Source organism: Arthrobacter sp. AIWTK1 (genome assembly GCF_056680535.1).
In genome coordinates, this window is the sequence record NZ_CM155287.1 from 3,704,398 (window position 1) to 3,720,646 (window position 16,249).

General features: G+C 66.6%; 14 protein-coding genes. 3 read left to right on the forward strand and 11 right to left on the reverse strand.

The features are described 5' to 3' along the window. Window positions 1-31: 31 nt before the first annotated feature. The 4 genes from AC1MDG_RS17035 to AC1MDG_RS17050 all read right to left on the reverse strand — a co-directional run bounded on the left by AC1MDG_RS17035 (window position 32) and on the right by AC1MDG_RS17050 (window position 4,327). Window positions 32-904: a carbohydrate ABC transporter permease gene (locus tag AC1MDG_RS17035; RefSeq protein WP_479805404.1), complete on the reverse strand. Its 873-nt coding sequence runs from the start codon at window positions 902-904 to the stop codon at window positions 32-34. Next, window positions 904-1,878 (reverse strand): ABC transporter permease, encoded by a 975-nt coding sequence (locus AC1MDG_RS17040; RefSeq protein WP_479805406.1) that lies wholly within the window; start codon window positions 1,876-1,878, stop codon window positions 904-906. The genes AC1MDG_RS17035 and AC1MDG_RS17040 overlap by 1 nt, the downstream gene beginning before the upstream one ends. Beyond that, window positions 1,875-3,404, reverse strand: a complete 1,530-nt coding sequence (locus AC1MDG_RS17045; RefSeq protein ID WP_479805408.1) for an extracellular solute-binding protein — start codon at window positions 3,402-3,404, stop codon at window positions 1,875-1,877. The genes AC1MDG_RS17040 and AC1MDG_RS17045 overlap by 4 nt, the downstream gene beginning before the upstream one ends. Before the next feature lie 218 nt (window positions 3,405-3,622). Beyond that, window positions 3,623-4,327, reverse strand: coding sequence for a YesL family protein (locus AC1MDG_RS17050; protein WP_479805410.1), 705 nt, complete (start codon window positions 4,325-4,327; stop codon window positions 3,623-3,625). A gap of 308 nt (window positions 4,328-4,635) precedes the next feature. Here AC1MDG_RS17050 and AC1MDG_RS17055 point away from each other — a divergent pair, with 308 nt between their 5' ends. From AC1MDG_RS17055 to AC1MDG_RS17065, 3 genes are all read left to right on the forward strand, one after another. After that, window positions 4,636-6,747: a DUF6807 family protein gene (locus AC1MDG_RS17055; protein ID WP_479805412.1), complete on the forward strand. Its 2,112-nt coding sequence runs from the start codon at window positions 4,636-4,638 to the stop codon at window positions 6,745-6,747. Next, window positions 6,744-7,970: a glycoside hydrolase family 78 protein gene (locus AC1MDG_RS17060; RefSeq protein ID WP_479805414.1), complete on the forward strand. Its 1,227-nt coding sequence runs from the start codon at window positions 6,744-6,746 to the stop codon at window positions 7,968-7,970. Before AC1MDG_RS17055 ends, AC1MDG_RS17060 begins: the two co-directional genes overlap by 4 nt. A 111-nt stretch (window positions 7,971-8,081) precedes the next feature. Further along, window positions 8,082-9,986, forward strand: coding sequence for a family 78 glycoside hydrolase catalytic domain (locus AC1MDG_RS17065; protein WP_479805416.1), 1,905 nt, complete (start codon window positions 8,082-8,084; stop codon window positions 9,984-9,986). A gap of 21 nt (window positions 9,987-10,007) precedes the next feature. Here the strand turns inward: AC1MDG_RS17065 and AC1MDG_RS17070 are convergent, their stop codons facing one another. From AC1MDG_RS17070 to AC1MDG_RS17100, 7 genes are all read right to left on the reverse strand, one after another. Next, complete coding sequence (locus AC1MDG_RS17070) at window positions 10,008-10,235, reverse strand: hypothetical protein (protein ID WP_479805418.1); 228 nt, start codon at window positions 10,233-10,235, stop codon at window positions 10,008-10,010. Between the two features lie 49 nt (window positions 10,236-10,284). Further along, window positions 10,285-10,806: an ABC transporter substrate-binding protein gene (locus AC1MDG_RS17075; protein ID WP_479805420.1), complete on the reverse strand. Its 522-nt coding sequence runs from the start codon at window positions 10,804-10,806 to the stop codon at window positions 10,285-10,287. A gap of 128 nt (window positions 10,807-10,934) precedes the next feature. Continuing rightward, complete coding sequence (locus tag AC1MDG_RS17080; RefSeq protein ID WP_479805422.1) at window positions 10,935-12,212, reverse strand: MFS transporter; 1,278 nt, start codon at window positions 12,210-12,212, stop codon at window positions 10,935-10,937. A 60-nt stretch (window positions 12,213-12,272) separates the two neighbouring features. After that, window positions 12,273-12,899, reverse strand: coding sequence for a Poxvirus protein I5 (locus AC1MDG_RS17085; protein ID WP_479805424.1), 627 nt, complete (start codon window positions 12,897-12,899; stop codon window positions 12,273-12,275). A gap of 19 nt (window positions 12,900-12,918) precedes the next feature. After that, window positions 12,919-13,848: a carbohydrate ABC transporter permease gene (locus tag AC1MDG_RS17090; RefSeq protein ID WP_479805425.1), complete on the reverse strand. Its 930-nt coding sequence runs from the start codon at window positions 13,846-13,848 to the stop codon at window positions 12,919-12,921. Beyond that, a complete protein-coding gene (locus AC1MDG_RS17095) occupies window positions 13,845-14,798 on the reverse strand; it encodes a carbohydrate ABC transporter permease (protein WP_479805427.1) in 954 nt (317 codons plus the stop codon). The genes AC1MDG_RS17090 and AC1MDG_RS17095 overlap by 4 nt, the downstream gene beginning before the upstream one ends. Before the next feature lie 45 nt (window positions 14,799-14,843). Further along, on the reverse strand, window positions 14,844-16,127 hold the full coding sequence (locus tag AC1MDG_RS17100) for an ABC transporter substrate-binding protein (protein WP_479805429.1): 1,284 nt from the start codon (window positions 16,125-16,127) through the stop codon (window positions 14,844-14,846). Between the last annotated feature and the right edge of the window lie 122 nt (window positions 16,128-16,249).

Consider the following 16,249-nt stretch of genomic DNA (forward strand, 5'->3'; position numbering starts at 1 on the left):
GGACTTGCGGGAAACATGGCGTTCCAGGCAGCTAGCCCTTCACCGACCCGATGAGCATGCCCTTGGCGAAGTGCTTCTGCAGGAACGGGTAGAAGATCAGGATGGGCAGCGTGGCCACCACGATCACGGCGAACTTGATGCCCTGTTCCGGCGGGATGTAGTTCGGGTCAACGTTGCCGGTACCCAGGAGGTCGGACGAGGCGGTGACCTGGCGCAGGTACATCTGCAGGGTCCATTTGGAGTTGTCGCTCAGGTATAGCAGCGGCGACATGAAGTCGTTCCAGATGCCCACGGCGTAGAACAGCGCAAACGTGGCCAGCACCGGTTTGGACAGCGGCAGCAGGATCCGCCAGAGGATCCCGATTTCCGTGGCGCCATCCATCTTGGCGGACTCTTCCAGCTCGGCGGGGAGCTCCTGGAAGAAGTTCTTGATGATGATCAGGCTGAACGGGTTGATCGCAGCCGGCAGGATCAGCGCCCAGTAGCTGTTGAGCAGGCCGAGGTCCTTGATCAGCAGGAACGTGGGGATCATGCCGCCGGAGAACACCATGGCGAAGACCACCAGGGACAGGATCAGCTGGCGGCCGCGGAGGTTCCGCTTGGCCAGCGGGTAGGCCATGGTGACAGTCAGGATCAGCTGCACCACCGTTCCCACTGCGGTGACCAGCACCGTGGTGACCAGCGCGCGGATGAAGGCCGGGGTGGAGAAGATGTACTCGTAGGAGCCCAGGCTGAACTGCTCCGGCCAGACGAAGAAGGCACGGCGGGTAATTTCCGCTTCGGTGGCGAAGGAGCCGGCGAACACGTAAATGAAGGGCAGCAGCGTCAGGACGCCGATCAGCACCAGGAAGACGTAGTTGGCGGCGTCAAAGATCCGGCCGCCGCGGGTGTTATGGATCTTCATTAGAACAGTCCGCTCTGGTTGAATCGCTTGGCCAGGGCATTGGTGCCGAAGATCAGCACGATGCCCACCAGGGACTTGAACAGGCCTACGGCGGTGCTGTAGCTGTACGCACCCTGGGTGATGCCCACGAAGTAGACGTAGGTGTCAAAGACGTCGGCCACGCTGCGGTTAAGGGCGTTGGTCATCAGGTAGATCTGTTCGAATCCGGTGTTCAGCATCTGCCCTATAGCCAGGATGAGCATCACGATGATGGTGGACCGGATGCCCGGAAGCGTAACGTGCCAGACCCGGCGGAACCTGCCGGCGCCGTCGATGATGGCGGCCTCGTACTGGTCCTGGTCCACGGTGGCCAGCGCGGCCAGGAAGATGATGGTTCCCCAGCCGGTGTTCTTCCAGATCTCCTGCAGCACAATGAGCGGCCGGAACCAGGCGGGGTCGGACAGGAAGTCGATGTTGGTGCCCAGGACGGAGTTGATGAACAGGAACAGCGGCCCGAAATCAAGGGCGAACAGCAGGAAGCTCAGCGACGCCACGATGGTCCAGGACAGGAAGTGCGGGATGTACACGAGCGTCTGGACCGTGCGCTTCAGGATGGACAGCCGGACCTCATTCAGCAGCAGCGCCAGGACGATGGTCAGCGGGAAGGCGATCCCCAGGTTGAGGAACGCGAGGATCAGGGTATTGCCCAGCAGCCGGCCGAAATCCGGGTTGGAGAAGAAGTCCTCGAAGTGCTGGAAGCCCACCCACGGGCTGGCGTTGACGCCCAGGAACGGGACGTAATCCTTGAAGGCAATGCTGACGCCGTACATGGGGGCGTACCGGAACACCGCAAAGTAGATGACGCCCGGCAGCAGCAGTAGATAGAGCCACTTGTAGTGGGCGAAGTGGACGGCGAAGCGGCGACGCCGCCCCGGGGCAGGCGCTGGTGTCGGCGCCTGCTCCGGGGTTTTGACGTCAACGGTGGACGTTGTCACTTGCTGTCCTGCCACAGCTTGTTGATCTCTTCCTGGACCTTGTCGCCGCCGCTGGTCTTCCACAGCTTGATGGCATCCTTCAGGCCCTGCTCATCGATCTGGCCGGCCAGGTACTTGATCCGGGCGTCGGCCACGATGTTGTCCAGCTGCGCGCCCTTGGCAACATAGGTGGGCGAAACGAAAGCCGCGGCCGGGTTGTAGACGGCGCTCTTCAGGTCCCGGGCCATGACCTCAACCCGCTTGTCGAAGACTTTCTGCTCATATTCCGAGGCCTGCTTGACGGGGTAGAAATTGTTGCCGGTGACGTTTGTGCCAAGCTGCGCGTAGCTCTTGATGTCCGTGGACACGGCCTTGCCTTCAGGGGTTTCGGGCTTGATGGTGGCGGCCTTGCCGTCCTCCACGGTGAAGTTCACGCCCTCGATGCCGTTGTTCAGGAGTGTGGCCACGTCCTTGCCGTTCATCGTGTTCAGGAATTCCAGGACGTTCTTCAGCTCAGCCTCGGTGCGGACGCTGGTCTTGGGGACGGCCAGGAACCCGGAGTAGCCATCCGTCGGGTGGGCGTGGAGTTCGCCGTCCGGGCCCTTGAGGTTGCCCACGAAGCCCACCTTGTTCTGGAAGTCGTTCGGGTTGGCCTGCTTGAACAGGTTGATCAGCACGCTGACCCGGGAATCGACGTCCACAATGATGCCGCCCTTGCCGTTGAAGAACGGCTCGTTCCACTTGGTGCCGTCGAAAGTGGCGAAGTCCGGGTTGATGAGCTTCTCGTCCACCATCTTCTTGACGAAGCGGTTGGCTTCCAGGAACTCCTCGGTTTCGAAGCTCGGAACCAGCTTGCCGTCCTTTTCGGTCCAGCGGTTACCGGCGCCGTACCACTCCTCGATGATGTCGTAGGGGCTGTTGGAGCCCAGAGCGCCCCACTTGGGAATGGTGATGCCCCAGGTGTCGTTCTGGCCGTTGCCGTCCGGGTCCTGCTCGGTGAAGGCCTTGGCCACCGTGTACAGGTCCTCCGTGGTTTCCGGTGCCTTCAGTCCCAGCTTGTCCAGCCAGTCCTGGCGGAACATCACGGCCGCGCGCATCGGTCCGCGTGCACGGAAGACGCCGTAGACCTTGCCGTTGACGCTGGCGTTGTTCTGCACTTCCGGGAAGGTGGTTTTCAGGTTGGGGTACTGATCCAGCTTGTCGGTGAGGTCCCAGAAGGCGCCGGCCTCGGCGTTCTTGACAAAGCCGGGCGACTTGCCCTGCACCACCATGACCTGGGGGATCTCGGAGGAGGCCAGCGTGATGTTCATCTTGTCTTCGTAGGAGGCGTTGGGCGCCCACGTGATATTCACGTCCTTGCCGGTGAGCTCCTCAAGCTTCTTCTGCACGGCGCCGTCGGCGGACGGCGGCTGCGCCTCCAGGAACGGCGCCATGATGCTGATCTTCGAGGAATCCGCAGCCGGCGCTTCACCCCCGCTGCAAGCCGTGAGGGTCAGTGCGGCGGCGGTCACGACGGCGGCCGCCAGGCTGAGTTTTCTACGGATCATAGTGTTTTCCTTTTCCACTTCTTCGGGGTTTGGTTCCGGGTTTCGGGGTGAGTTGCAGGTCAGTTGGTGCAGGTCAGCTGGCGGGGAGGGCAGCGCCGCAATATTGATACGTTTCATTCATGCCCGCAGCCACGGCGCAGCCGGTAACGGCGGACCCTTCCGGCAGGCGTGCTGGCGGGAAGGGCCCTTCAGCTGGCATGTCGGGGGCATCCGATGCCTCAGGCAACGGGGGCTCCAACGGCTACAGCCGGGGTTCCTTGGGTGGCGCCTGCCGCGTGGCCGACGGCGGCGGCCTCCACTGCGTCCCCGGTTACGGATTCATCGTTGGCGGCGAAGAACCGGTCGCACAGCCAGCCGGTCACGTAGAGCCACGCTCCGACACTGAAGAACGGGATAAGCCCGGGCATTGCGCGGCTGGCGAAGAGCACGGCGGCGGTCACGAAGAGCAGGATTGCCGTGCCCGCGAGGTGCCGGAGGGCAAACCGCGAGGACATCAGGAGGTACTGCGAGAGAGGAAGGTCGTAGCGGGCAAACATCGGAAAGACGTGGCAGGCCACCGCCACCAGGAAGATCGCGGCCACAAACACGCCGGCAGCCATCAGCTGCGACAGCAGGTCTCCGGAGCGGGAGAAGTAGTTCCAGTTCAGGGCCAGGGCCGCGCCGGCCAGCAGGACCGGCAGCGCCAGGGCGTTGCCGCGGCCGAAGTTGCGGCCGTATTCCCTGGCGAACGAGCGGAGCAGCGGAGCGGCCTCGCCCCGGACCCGGCGGCGCACCAGGATCTGCGCCGCCGCCGTGGCGGGGCCCACTCCGAGGACGCCCAGTCCGGCAAGCGAGAACACCACCCACAGCAGGTTCAGGCATGCAATCCACAGCAGGGTGTCGAAGAATGAATATGCCTTGGCGCTAAAACTTCCAGCCAGCACAGCTAGCCCCCTTCGGATCTCCATCGTTGCAGAAACGGGGGCCATAGTGGTCCACGTCACGTTAGTAAGCGGTTTCTCGAAAATCTAGACGCTTTTGAAGCGGTGGTCAAGACGAATTTTGAATCGTTACATAATGAACCGGCTCGGGTTAGACTGTTGGCGATAGCAATATGGAAAGCGCTTACCACAAGCTTCAGCGGACCGCCCCGGCCTACTCTGATAGCGGCGGACAGGGGTACCTGCCCCCGCGGATTCCCGCACCGACATCGTCGTCAGACACCCCGTCCCGGGGACAGAAGAGGAGAGCCATGGGCACCGTGTCCGCGCCCGTCCCGGAAGAACGCGAAATCCCCGCAGCGGAAGGCGGAATGATCTCCGCCGCGGCCAGGGTGGCCCTGGTGGGGGTCCACGGTTTCGGAACCCACCACCTCCGCAACCTGGAAAGGCTCCAGCAGGCCGGGGCCGTTACGCTCGTGGCTGTTGCCGACCCGAATCCGCCGGCGGACGGCGTCCTCCCTCCCGACACCGCAGTGTTCGGCACCCTCGACGACCTACTGGCTGCAACGCCGGGGCTGGACCTCGTTATTGTGGCCACGCCCATTCAGACCCACGCACCCCTGGCGCTCACCGCCCTCCCCCATGCCGACCTGTACCTGGAAAAGCCCCCGGTGGCTTCCCTGGCCGACTTCAACCGGCTGCAGGATGCCGCCGCGACGGCTGGGCGGAGTGTCCAGGTGGGCTTCCAGAGCCTCGGTTCGCATGCACTGCGGGCCATCGAGGACCTGCTGGCCGGCGGGGAAATCGGCACCCTCCTGGGCATCTCGGCCACCGGCCGCTGGGTACGGGACCGCGCGTACTACAAGCGGTCGCGCTGGGCCGGGAAGCGCAGCCTGGACGGCGTCGACGTCGTGGACGGCGTGGCCACGAACCCGCTGGCGCACGCCATCGCCACCGCCTTGAGGATCGCCGGCGCGCGGACCGTGGACGATCTCGCCTCCGTGGAAACGGATCTCTACCGCGCCAACGACATCGAATCGGACGACACCTCCGTCATCCGTGTCCGCACCGCCTCCGGCCTTCCCATCACCTGCGCGCTGACCCTTTGCGCCACGGAATCGGTGGAACCATATGTCACCCTGCAGGGCAGCGAAGGCACCGCGGTGTTCCACTACACCGAAGACCGCCTCAGCATCAGCACTGCCGCCAGCGAACGCCACGACGTGTTTGGCCGGGACGACCTCACCGAGAACCTTCTGGACCATTTGCGGCACCGCGGCCCGCAGGGTCAGCCTGGCCGCACGAAGCTGATCAGCTCCCTCGCGGACAGCGGCGCATTCATGCGCGTGCTGGAAGCCATCCGCACCGCCGAAGCCCCGGCCCTCATCGCCGGGCAGCACCTGGAGTGGGTGGGCGACGGCGACTCAGCCCACGCCGTGATCGTCGGCATCGAAGACGCCCTGGAACGCGCGACGGCGGCGCACGCCACCTTCAGCGAACTGGGCCTGCCCTGGGCCCGGCCCGCGGCCGGCGTGGCGGACGCCTTGTCACTTTCCGTGCAGGACGCCGGGCACGACGGCGACACAGCAGCCGCCGCGCGCAGCAGCGCCCCCGCACTGGCCACCCTGCGGAACGGCTCCGGCATCGGGGCCCGGCTCTCGCCCCGCCCCTACCTGCATCCGGTGCGGTCGCTCGGCGGCGTCACGGTCACCGACCACTTTCCGGCGGACCACCCGTGGCACCTCGGCGCCGGCATCGGCATGCAGGATGTGAACGGTACGAACTTCTGGGGCGGCAAGACCTACACCCGCGCCTCCGGACGATACGAGGAACGCCCGGACCACGGGCGGATCGAGCAGTTGTCCGCACAAGCGGAACCCTGGTTGCCGGACGGCGACTCCCTCCGCCAGGAACTCAGCTGGCAGGCACCGGACGGCAGCGAGCTGCTCCGCGAGCGCCGCACCACCGGTGCCAGCCGGGTGGATGCCCGCACCTGGCGGCTGGACCTGACAACGGAACTTACCGCCGTCGTCGACGCTTCGCTGGGCGGCCCCGGCTCCAACGGTGCCGCCGGAAGCGGCTACGGAGGGTTCTTCTGGCGGCTGCCTGAGTGTTCCGCGGCGGATGTCTTTATCGCCGGCCGGCAGGGCGAGGCAGCCGTCCATGGCTCCGTGTCGCCCTGGCTGGCCTGGACGGGGAACTTCCCGGAGGGCACGGCCAGCCTGGTGTTCGCCGCCCCTACGGAAGCGCCGGACCCCTGGTTCGTCCGGCTGTCCGGCTACCCCGGCGTGGGCTCGGCCCTCGCCTGGGACCGACCGGTGATCCTCGCCGCGGGACAATCCGTCCGGCGTTCCTTCACCGTGTGGATCGCCGACGGCACGCTAGGCGCGGCCGAAGCTGCAGCATTGGCTGGCCACCGGTGACGGGCCGGCTCACCGCCGTCGCCTTCCTCACCGACGGGCTTGAAACCTGCCTGACGGCGTCACAACGCCCGCACCTCGGCTGGGAACTGGCGGCCGCGGCGGGAAGCGATCCGGCCGCCTGCTATCAAAGCGCCTACGAACTGCGGCTCAGCAATGCGGCCGGCGCACTCCTGTGGAATTCGGGCATCGTGGTTTCCGAAGAACAGCACTTTGTCCCCTACGGAGGCCCGGAGCTCGCGCCCGACGCCGACTACCACTGGACCGTCCGCGTGCGCGACGCCGCCGGGGCGCCCGGGCCGTGGTCCGCGCCGCAGGGCTTCAGCACGGGACTCGGCACGCCGGACTGGAACGCCGTATGGATCCGCAGGCGGCCCGGCGGCCGCGCCCCGCTGGAGATCCTTGACGGCGCACTCCGGGTGGCCGGTTCGCCGTATCTCCCGCTCCCCTGCCCGCCGGTGCGGGACGTCAGGGTCGAAGCACGCCTCCGCCCCGCGATGGGCTGGGCAGGCCTGCTCCTGCGCTCCACCGGCCCCGGCACCGGACTGCTGCTGGAGCTGAACACGGCCGGGACTGTGGTTCTCCGCCGTGCCGCCCGGTGGGAAATCCCAGCCGCCGCGGTGCCCGCAACCGAAGTACTGGCCAGCGCCCAACTGGAGCGCCAGGTGCAGGCCGGCCAGGAACGGCTGCCCGGTAAGGACCTGGTCCCCGGCACGTGGCAGGACCTGGCAGTCACCGATAACGGCCGCACCATCACTGTGACGCTGGACGGAGTGGAGCTCTTCACCGCGGACGAGCCCGCCCCCGCCGGATTCCGGGGAAACCTTGCCCTCCACCAGGGCCCGCGGAGCCAGGCCGAGTACGGGTCGCTCCTTGTCACCGAGGACAGCACCGGAACCCCGGGCGGCACGGTGCTGGTTGACCACCGGTTCGACGCCGGCACGGACCATGCAGGTGCCTGCCTCGGCGAGTGGACCCGGACCACCGCACACCGCCATCCCGACGAGTGGACGCTGGCCCGCACCGGCGTGGTTCTCACCGGCAGGGTGGTGCGCGCCAGGCTGTTTGCCGCCGCCAGCCACCAGGCCGTATTCCGAATCAACGGCAAGGAATGCCTCGAGACGTCCTCCTTCGGCTACCCCGGCGAGGGGTATTACGTCGCCGCCGAAGTCACCGCCCTGCTGCAGGGCGGAGCCGAGGCGGACCTCTCCGCCCGGGTCCATTAGTACGGTCCGGGCCAGGGCAGGGCCGCCGGCGTTCCCGGACTTCTGGCCCAGCTGCATGTCGACTACGACGACGGCCGCCGCGAGGTTTTCGGCACCGGACCCGGCTGGCAGGTGGCCGAAGGCCCCTACCGGCAGTCCGGGTACCGGAACGACGAAGGCGATCCGGTGGAACACCTGGATGCCGGCCTCACTGCCACGTGGGAGCCGGCCGCTTCGCTGGGCAGGCACCCGGCCAGCGACTTTCCCGCCCTACTCCCCCGGCGCACTTTCCTGGCCCGTACCCCCGCCTCCGCGGCCCGGTTGCTGACCGCCCCGGACGGCACGGTGGTGGCCGACTTCGGGCGCGTGCTGCCTGCCCGGCCGGTGGTGGACTTCCTCGACGGCCAGGCAGGCCGCACCGTGACGATCCGCGCCGGCTACACCCTGGATCCGGACGGCCGGGTTGACCGCAGCAAGTCCGCCAGCCAGAACACGGACATGTCCTTCCCCTACACGCAGGCCGCCGGACCGCAGCGGTACGAAGCCGCCGTCCACCTGGGATTCCGGTACCTCGAAGTACCCGGGATCCCGGCGGAGGAAATCGCCGCGGTGGGCGGCGTCGTCGTACATTTCGAACATCATGAAAGCGGTCAGCGGGAGGGCAGCTTCGGCAGTTCCGATCCGGCGCTTGACGCCGTGTTCACGCTGCTGCGGGACTCCGCCCTGTACGGCGCGCAGGAACAGTTCGTGGACACCCCCACCCGCGAAAAGGGGCAGTTCCTGGGCGACGCCGTCAATATCTCCTACGCCACCATGGCGCTGTTCGGTGAGCGCAACCTGACGGCCCAGGCCCTGCGCGAGTTTGCGTCGTCGGCCACGAGGTACTGGTCCGAGGGCGACGACCACGGCCGCTACAACGCGGTGTACCCCAACGGCGACGGCAAGCGCGACATCCCGGACTTCTCCCTGATGATGCCCGAATGGGTGGCGGACTACCACCGGAACAGCGGCGATACGGCCCTCGTGGAGGAACTGCTTCCGGCCCTCCGCGACACGGCCGGTTACGTCCAGCGGCACATCCCGGCCGACGGCCCGACGGCGGGACTCGTCACCCGCCTCGGCGGCGGCTCCGGCCCGTACCTCCACGGAATCGTGGACTGGCCGGCGCCAGGGCGGTGCGGCTATGACATGGAGTGCGCCGCCAAAACCACGGTGAACGCGCAGGCCGTGTCTGTCCTGGATTCAGTTGCCGGGTTGTGCGAGCTGACCGGGCGGACACTTGAGGCCGCCCGGTACCGCGCGCAGTCGGCTGAACTGGCGTCCGCCATCAACGCCCGCCTGCGCGTGGACGGCCTAATGGTGGACGGGCTGCACGGGGACGGATCGCCCAGCGGCCACGCCTCCCAGCACGCCACGTCCTTCCCGCTCTCGCTCGGGATCACCCCGGAGGAGTTCGTCCGGCAGGACGGCCGGCGCCTGGCCGGGATGGGGATGCGCCAGGGCCCCATGACGGTGCACCGCCTGGTGCGGGCGCTGCTCGCTGCGGGGATGGCGGACGGGGTGCTGGACCTGCTGACCAACCCCGCCCAGCCCGGCTGGGCGCGGCTGCTGGAATCCGGGGCCAGCTTCACGTGGGAGGCCTGGGAACTGGACGAGGACACCGACTACAGCCAGTCGCATGCGTGGTCCGCTTCCGTGGTCCGGGAAATCCTTTCCCACCTGCTCGGCATCCGGGTGGGCGCAGGAGGTGCGGACGTCCGGATCGAGCCGCCGGTCTGCCGGCTGGAGCATGCCCGGGGAAGCGTTCCGCTGCAGCGCGGCAAGGTATCGGCCGACTGGCGCCGTACCACCGGCGGGATGGAATTGAGCTGCACTGTTCCAGCCGGAGTCCGTGCGGCGGTGGTGCTGCCCGCGGGCCGCTACACGATGGAATGCCCGACGCCGGCCGCAGCCGTCGTCGAACCCTCCACCGGTGCGGGGGCCGGGCCCGTCACGTTCCGGATCCACCCGGGGACCTGGCACTTCCGGCCCGAATAGCCGGTCCGCAATATCCGGGCGCTAGCCCAGTGCGCTCTTGAGCTCCTCCATCGACTTCTTCGCGGCTTCCTCCGGGCTCACCCTGCCGAAGTGGACCCCGGTGGTGAATCGGGTCAGGATCTCCGAGGCCGGGCTGGACCCTGCCGGCGGCACAACGGGAGCGTCGCCCACCTCATCCGCAATGTCATTGATGAAGGCGGCCGTGGCGGCGTCGGCCGCGCTCAGCTTGGGCGTGATGGCGTCGCGCACCTCGGTACTGCCGGGGATGCCGCGGTCAGCCAGCGCAATCCCGCCGGCCTCAACGCCGTTCGCCAGGAAGTCGATGAACTGTTGCGCTTCCTTCGGGTGCTTGGTGCGCGAACTGGCGGACCTTGCTCTTGGCCGTGATGTCCGCAGCCGTCTTCTCGTAGTCCTGCCAGGTCCAGGACTGGTCATCCGGCAGGGCCACCCCGCTGGCCGAAACCAGCGCGGGGTTGGCCAGTACCACCAGCGCATTCATTCCGGCCGTCACGGCAAATTGCCCTTCCGGGGTCTTGCCGGCGTCGGCCGCAGCCTTGTCGAATTTGGACAGGTCCACGTCCTTCAGGTCCAGCAGCGCCCCGCGCTTGGCGTACTCACCCAGGTACTGGAGGTCCATCTGGATGACGTCCGGAGCCTGCTGCGAGGCAACCTGGGTGGCGAGCTTGTCCCAGTAGCCGGACCACTCCCCGTATTCACCCTTGATCTTGATGTTCGGATTCTTGGCCTCGAACGCGTCAATGAGCTTCTGGGTCATCTTGTGCCGGACATCCGAGCCCCACCAGGTGAACCGCAGCGTCACCGGGCCGGCGTCAAGGAGTGGCCTGCCTTTTGCCGTCTTTGGCCGGAATAGCCTGCGCTTAGCGGCCATTACAGGCAAAAGGCGGCCGGAAACCACGCCCGCCGCCGCACTCAGGCAGCCGCGGGCCCTTAGGCAGCCGAGGCCCGCCGTCGGGCGTTCAGCCACAGCAGCAGTCCGATGACTGCGGCGGACAGCATGCCGAGCGCGCCGGTCACCACCAGCCCGGTCCTGACGCCGAACTCTTCAGTGAGCCACCCTGCCAGCAGTCCGCCGAGGGCATGCCCGCCCAGCAGCAGCGGCAGGTAGAGGGCCAGGACGCGGCCGCGGACCTCCGCGCCGGCCTCCAGCTGGACGGTGGTGGCTGCACTGGTCAGGAAGAGCAGCGTCATGACGCCCACCAGCACCAGCATGGCCACGAACAGCTCCTGCGTGGGCATGAGCGCGGCTACGAGCTGGGTCAGCCCGAACAGCCCGGCACTCACCACGATCCCCCGCCGGCCCAGGGTCCGCAGCCGCGCCGCCAGCAGCGCGCCGGCAAGGGCGCCCGCCGCGCTGAACGTGTTGAAGATCCCGAATCCTGCGGCGCCGCTGTGCCAGACGTCTTCGGCGAACGCCGCGAGCACCACCGGCCCGTTCATGCCAAAGGCACCGAGGAGCCCGGCCAGCAGCATGACCAGCAGCAGGGACGGCCGGCGTCGGACATAGCGGAAGCCCGCTAGCACCTGCCCGCGGCCCCGGAGAGGCGGTGCGCCGGGATAAAGCTGGGACGTCCGGATCGCGGTGATCAGGCCCAGCACCGCCAGGCACACCACCGCGTTCGCGGCGAAGGCCGCGGCGGAGCCAGCCTTGGCGATCAGCAGGCCGCCGAGGGCGGGTCCCACCATCGCGCCGAGCTGGCCGATCGCGTTGTTCAGCCCGATCGCGGGACGCAGTGCGGCGTCCCCCACCACCTCGTTCACGAACACCTGGCGGGCGGGACCATCGACGGCGGATGTGATGCCAAGGGCCACGCAGCAGGCGTACACGGCCCAGACAGTGATGCCGCCGCCGGCGTCAAGGACCGCGAGGGCCAGCGCCAGCAGGGCGGTGATGGACTGGCAGATCAGCAGGATGCGGCGCTTCGGGAACAGGTCCACCAGGATGCCGCTGAGCGGGCCCACCACCAGCATGGGCAGGAACTGCAGCGCAACGGCCACGCCCACGGCGGCGGGACTGCCCGTCAGCTGCAGGACCAGCCAGTCCTGGGCGAGGCGCTGCATCCACACGCCGGTGCTGCCGGCGAGCTGGATGGCAACGAAGAGTCGGTAGTTGCGCTGCGCCAGCGGGTGGTACCAGCGCAACGGCCGTTCTGAGGACTGTCCGGGGCCTAGGAGGGACTCAGCGGACTGGGTGCGGTCGGAAGACACGTCGGGCTCAACTCGGTAGTGAAGTGGACCTGCTGGGACGGTGTTGCGGCGGGGGTGGTGCTAGGCGCGCGCCGAGCGCATCTTGACGCCGGCCGAGGCCAGGATCAGGGTGCCGGGCACCACAACGAAGAGGGCGGCCAGCATCCAGACGAACACAACGGCGGCAAAGAGGGCGGCGGCCAGCAGGAGGGAACCGGTCCAGTCGCGGAGCGAAAGCGTCTTGGCGGCATCGAGGGCCGCGGCCCAGGCACTGCGTGGAGCCGGGCTGCCAGCGGCGTCAGACCATGCAGCAGCGGTGCGCAGGAGCAGGATGGCGCCGGCCGCTGCGAGCACGAGGGTGGCGGGAAGAACCACTTCCCGGCCGGGCAGCTGCCCCACCGTCGCGAGCAGGAGGTTCAGGACAATCACGACGGCGGCTGCCGCCGTTGCGATTCCCAGCTTCCAGCTGCCCGGCAGGGCCGAGCGGAACGTGCCCCAGAGGGCACGGAGCGAGTCATCCCTGCCGGAGAGGTGGCGCTCAAGGTGGGCGATCCCCGCGGCATAGGCAGCCGGGATGGTCACCAGCGGAATGGACAGCACCAGCACCAGCACTCCGGCCAGCAGGGTCTCGGAAAACAGGGCGAAGCGGTTTACCGGGATCCGGTCGTCGTGGCCTGAGGCGGGTGTGGTGCTGTCCATGATGCTCATTTTCTGTCTCAGTCTTCCGTCAGCCCTTGAGGCCCTGGGTGGAGACGCCTTCAACAATGTAGCGCTGGAAGACGAGGAAGAAGATCAGCACCGGCAGCAGGGCCAGGACGGACATGGCGATCATCGCGCCGTAGTCCGAACTCTGGGTCTGGTCCACGAAGAGGCGCAGGGCCAGCGGCAGCGGGTACTTCTCCGGGGTGTTCAGGTACAGCAGCGGGCCCAGGAAGTCATTCCAGCTCCAGATGAAGGAGAAGATGGACGTCGAAATCAGCGCCGGTTTCATCAGCGGGAGCATGATCGAGGTGAAGATCCGCACGTGGCCGGCGCCGTCGATGCGTGCTGCCTCGTCCAGTTCGGCCGGGAGGTTGCGCATGAACTGGACCATCAGGAACACGAAGAACGCGTCCGCGGCCAGGAACTTTCCGATCAGCAGCGGGATGTAGGTGTCCACGAGGCCCAGCTGCTGGAAGATGATGTACTGCGGGATGATCACCACGTGGAACGGCAGCAGCAGGGTGGCGATCATCATGCCGAAGAGCGCGCTGCGGCCCGGGAACTTGATCCGTGCGAAGGCATAGGCCGAAACGCTGGCCGACAGGATGGTGCCCACCACGGCGCCGATGGCCAGGACCAGCGAGTTGGTGAAGAACTGCAGGGTGGATACCCCGCCGATCCCCTCCATGGCGGTGGTGAAGTTGTCGAAGCTGAAGTTGCTGGACCACAGGGAGGTGTTGGTGCCGCCGATTTCGGCGTTCGGCTTGAACGAGGAGGCCACCATCCAGAGCGCCGGGTAGAGTACGACGGCGGTGAGGGCGAGCGCCACGATGTGGAAGATGACGCTCTTGGCCCGCTTGGCCCCCACGGACTCGGATTTGGGGTTGTACTCGGGTGCCGGAACGGGTGCCGTGCCGCCGGCTTTCGGCTGGGTGGGTGTTGCCATGGTTGTCATTTCGAATCACCGCTGTAGTGGACCCAGGACTTGGAGGTTTTGAAGAAGATGAGGGTGATGATGCCCACCACGACCACCAGGAGCCAGGCCATCGCCGAGGCGTAGCCCATCCGGAAGTCGCTGAAGCCCCGCAGGTAGAGGTAGAGGGTGTAGAAGAGGGTGGAGCCGGCCGGGCCGCCTTCACCGTTGGAGATGATGTAGGCGGAGGCGAAGATCTGGAACGCGTGGATGGTTTCCATCAGCAGGTTGAAGAAGATCACCGGGGAAAGCATGGGCCAGGTGATGTTGAAGAACTTCCGGACCGGACCGGCACCGTCCATGGAGGCGGCTTCGTACAGGTCCGCCGGGATCTGCTTGAGGCCGGCGAGGAAGATCACCATCGGGGCACCGAACTGCCAGACGGTCAGCAGGATCATCATGGGCATGGTCATGGACGGGTTGCCCACCCAGCCGCCCAGGTTGATGCCGAAGAAGGACAGGCCCTGGTCCACCGGGCCGGAGTCACCGAACATCGCCTTCCAGACGATGGCGATGGACACGGACGCGCCGATCAGGGACGGGGCGTAGAAGGCGGAGCGGTAGAACCCCTGGCCCTTGCGCTTGCTGTTGAGCAGCATGGCGACGGCCAGTGCGGCGGCGAGCTTCAGCGGGGTACCGAAGACCACGTAGGACAGGGTCACGCCCACCGACTGCAGGAACCGTTCGTCCTGGAACAGGGTGGTGTAGTTGTCCAGCCCGATCCATTTGGGTGGTTCGAAGAGGTTGTAGTTGGTGAAGGACAGGTAGAGCGAGGAGATCATCGGGCCCACGGTGAGGGCGATGAATCCCAGCAGCCAGGGCAGCAGGAAGGTGTAGCCGGCGCGGGCATCCGCCCCCCGCTGCCGCGATTTGCGCGGCAGCGGGGGCGTGGACGACGACGAACGCCTGCTCAGGGTTGGGCTTTGGGTCACGAGTTCATTCCGTCAGTTGTGAATGCCGGGCAGACCATACGCTGCTCAGGCGTTCTGCTTGATGAGGTCTTCGGCTTCCTTGAACCAGGCGTCGGCCGCGGAGTCAACGGTCAGCTTGCCGAAGTTGAGGTCCGAGCTGATCCGCTTGAACGAAGCCTCCAGGGTGCCGAAACCGACGATGGGCGGCTCGGGAGCATCCTTGAGGTACTTCTCAATTGACTTCTCGTAGTCCACCACGATCTTGTCAGTGCCTTCGAAGGTGGTGCCGTCACGCTGGGTCTTCGAGGCGGGAACGCCGCGGGAGGTCTTGAAGATCTGGCCCACCTCGGGGTCGTTGATCATGAAGTCGATGAAGCGTGCGGAGGCGTCCTTGAACTTGGTCTTGGCGCTGGCAACCATCAGCATCGACGGCTTGAGGAAGAGGCCCAGGTTGTCCGGATCGTCGGAGGGAACGGGAACGATCTTCAGTTCCTTGGCGCCGCTGTCAGCGAGGTAGCCGGCCATGAAGTTGTCCCAGGTGTTTTCCGCGACGGTCACGTTGGAGCCGAACGGGGATTTCGGGGCCAGCTGGGTGGCCCGCTCCTCGGAGACCAGGGCTGGCGTCCCGCGCAGGTCCGACGCCATGTTCCACCAGGTCTTCAGGTCGTCCTTGCTGAAGCCCAGCTTGCCGTCCTCGGTGAAGGCTTCGATGTTCTTCTGGCGGAGCCAGATGTTGAACTGCCACCAGATGCCAGTGAAGTCCGTGGACCCGAAGATGGTGCCGTTGCCCTTGGCGCCGACCTCCTTGAGCCAGGACTTGTATTCGTCATAGGTCCAGCTGCCGTCGGGCTCGGAGACCCCGAGGGACTTGAGCTTGGCGGGATCGTAGTAAACGGCAAAAGCGTTGGTGCTGGTGGGGATGCCGTAGGTCTTGCCCTTGATCTGGCCGGACGGCAGCAGCGACTTATCGAAGCCCGAGGTGTCAATCTTCACGGTGCCCAGGTCAAGAAGCTGGTTCCGCTGGCCGTAGTCACGCAGGTAGGAGAGGTCCCACTGCATCACGTCAGGCAGGCCGCCGCCGGCAGCTTCGGTGGCGCGCTTCTGCCAGTAGCCGGCAAAGTCGGTGAAGTTGCCGTTGACCTTGATATCCGGGTTCTTGGACTCGAACAGTGCGATGGCCTTGCGGGTGCGGGTGGCGCGGTCATCGTTGCCCCACCAGGTGTAGTTGATGGTGACCGGGTTCGCCGCCGAACCCGTCTGGGCGGGGGCCGGGGAGCCACAAGCCGCCAGCGCAGCCGCAGATGCGGTGCCCAGCGCCACGGTGGTGAGGAAATTCCTTCTGCTGATCATTAGAGCCTCCTTGCTCGGTTGTGTAAGCGCGATTCCCTGTGATTCTCTGCGACGAGAGCAGTGACGTGGCTTACACGTGCTTTCTGAAACGATACAATATCCTCATTCGCAGATTTGGGCAA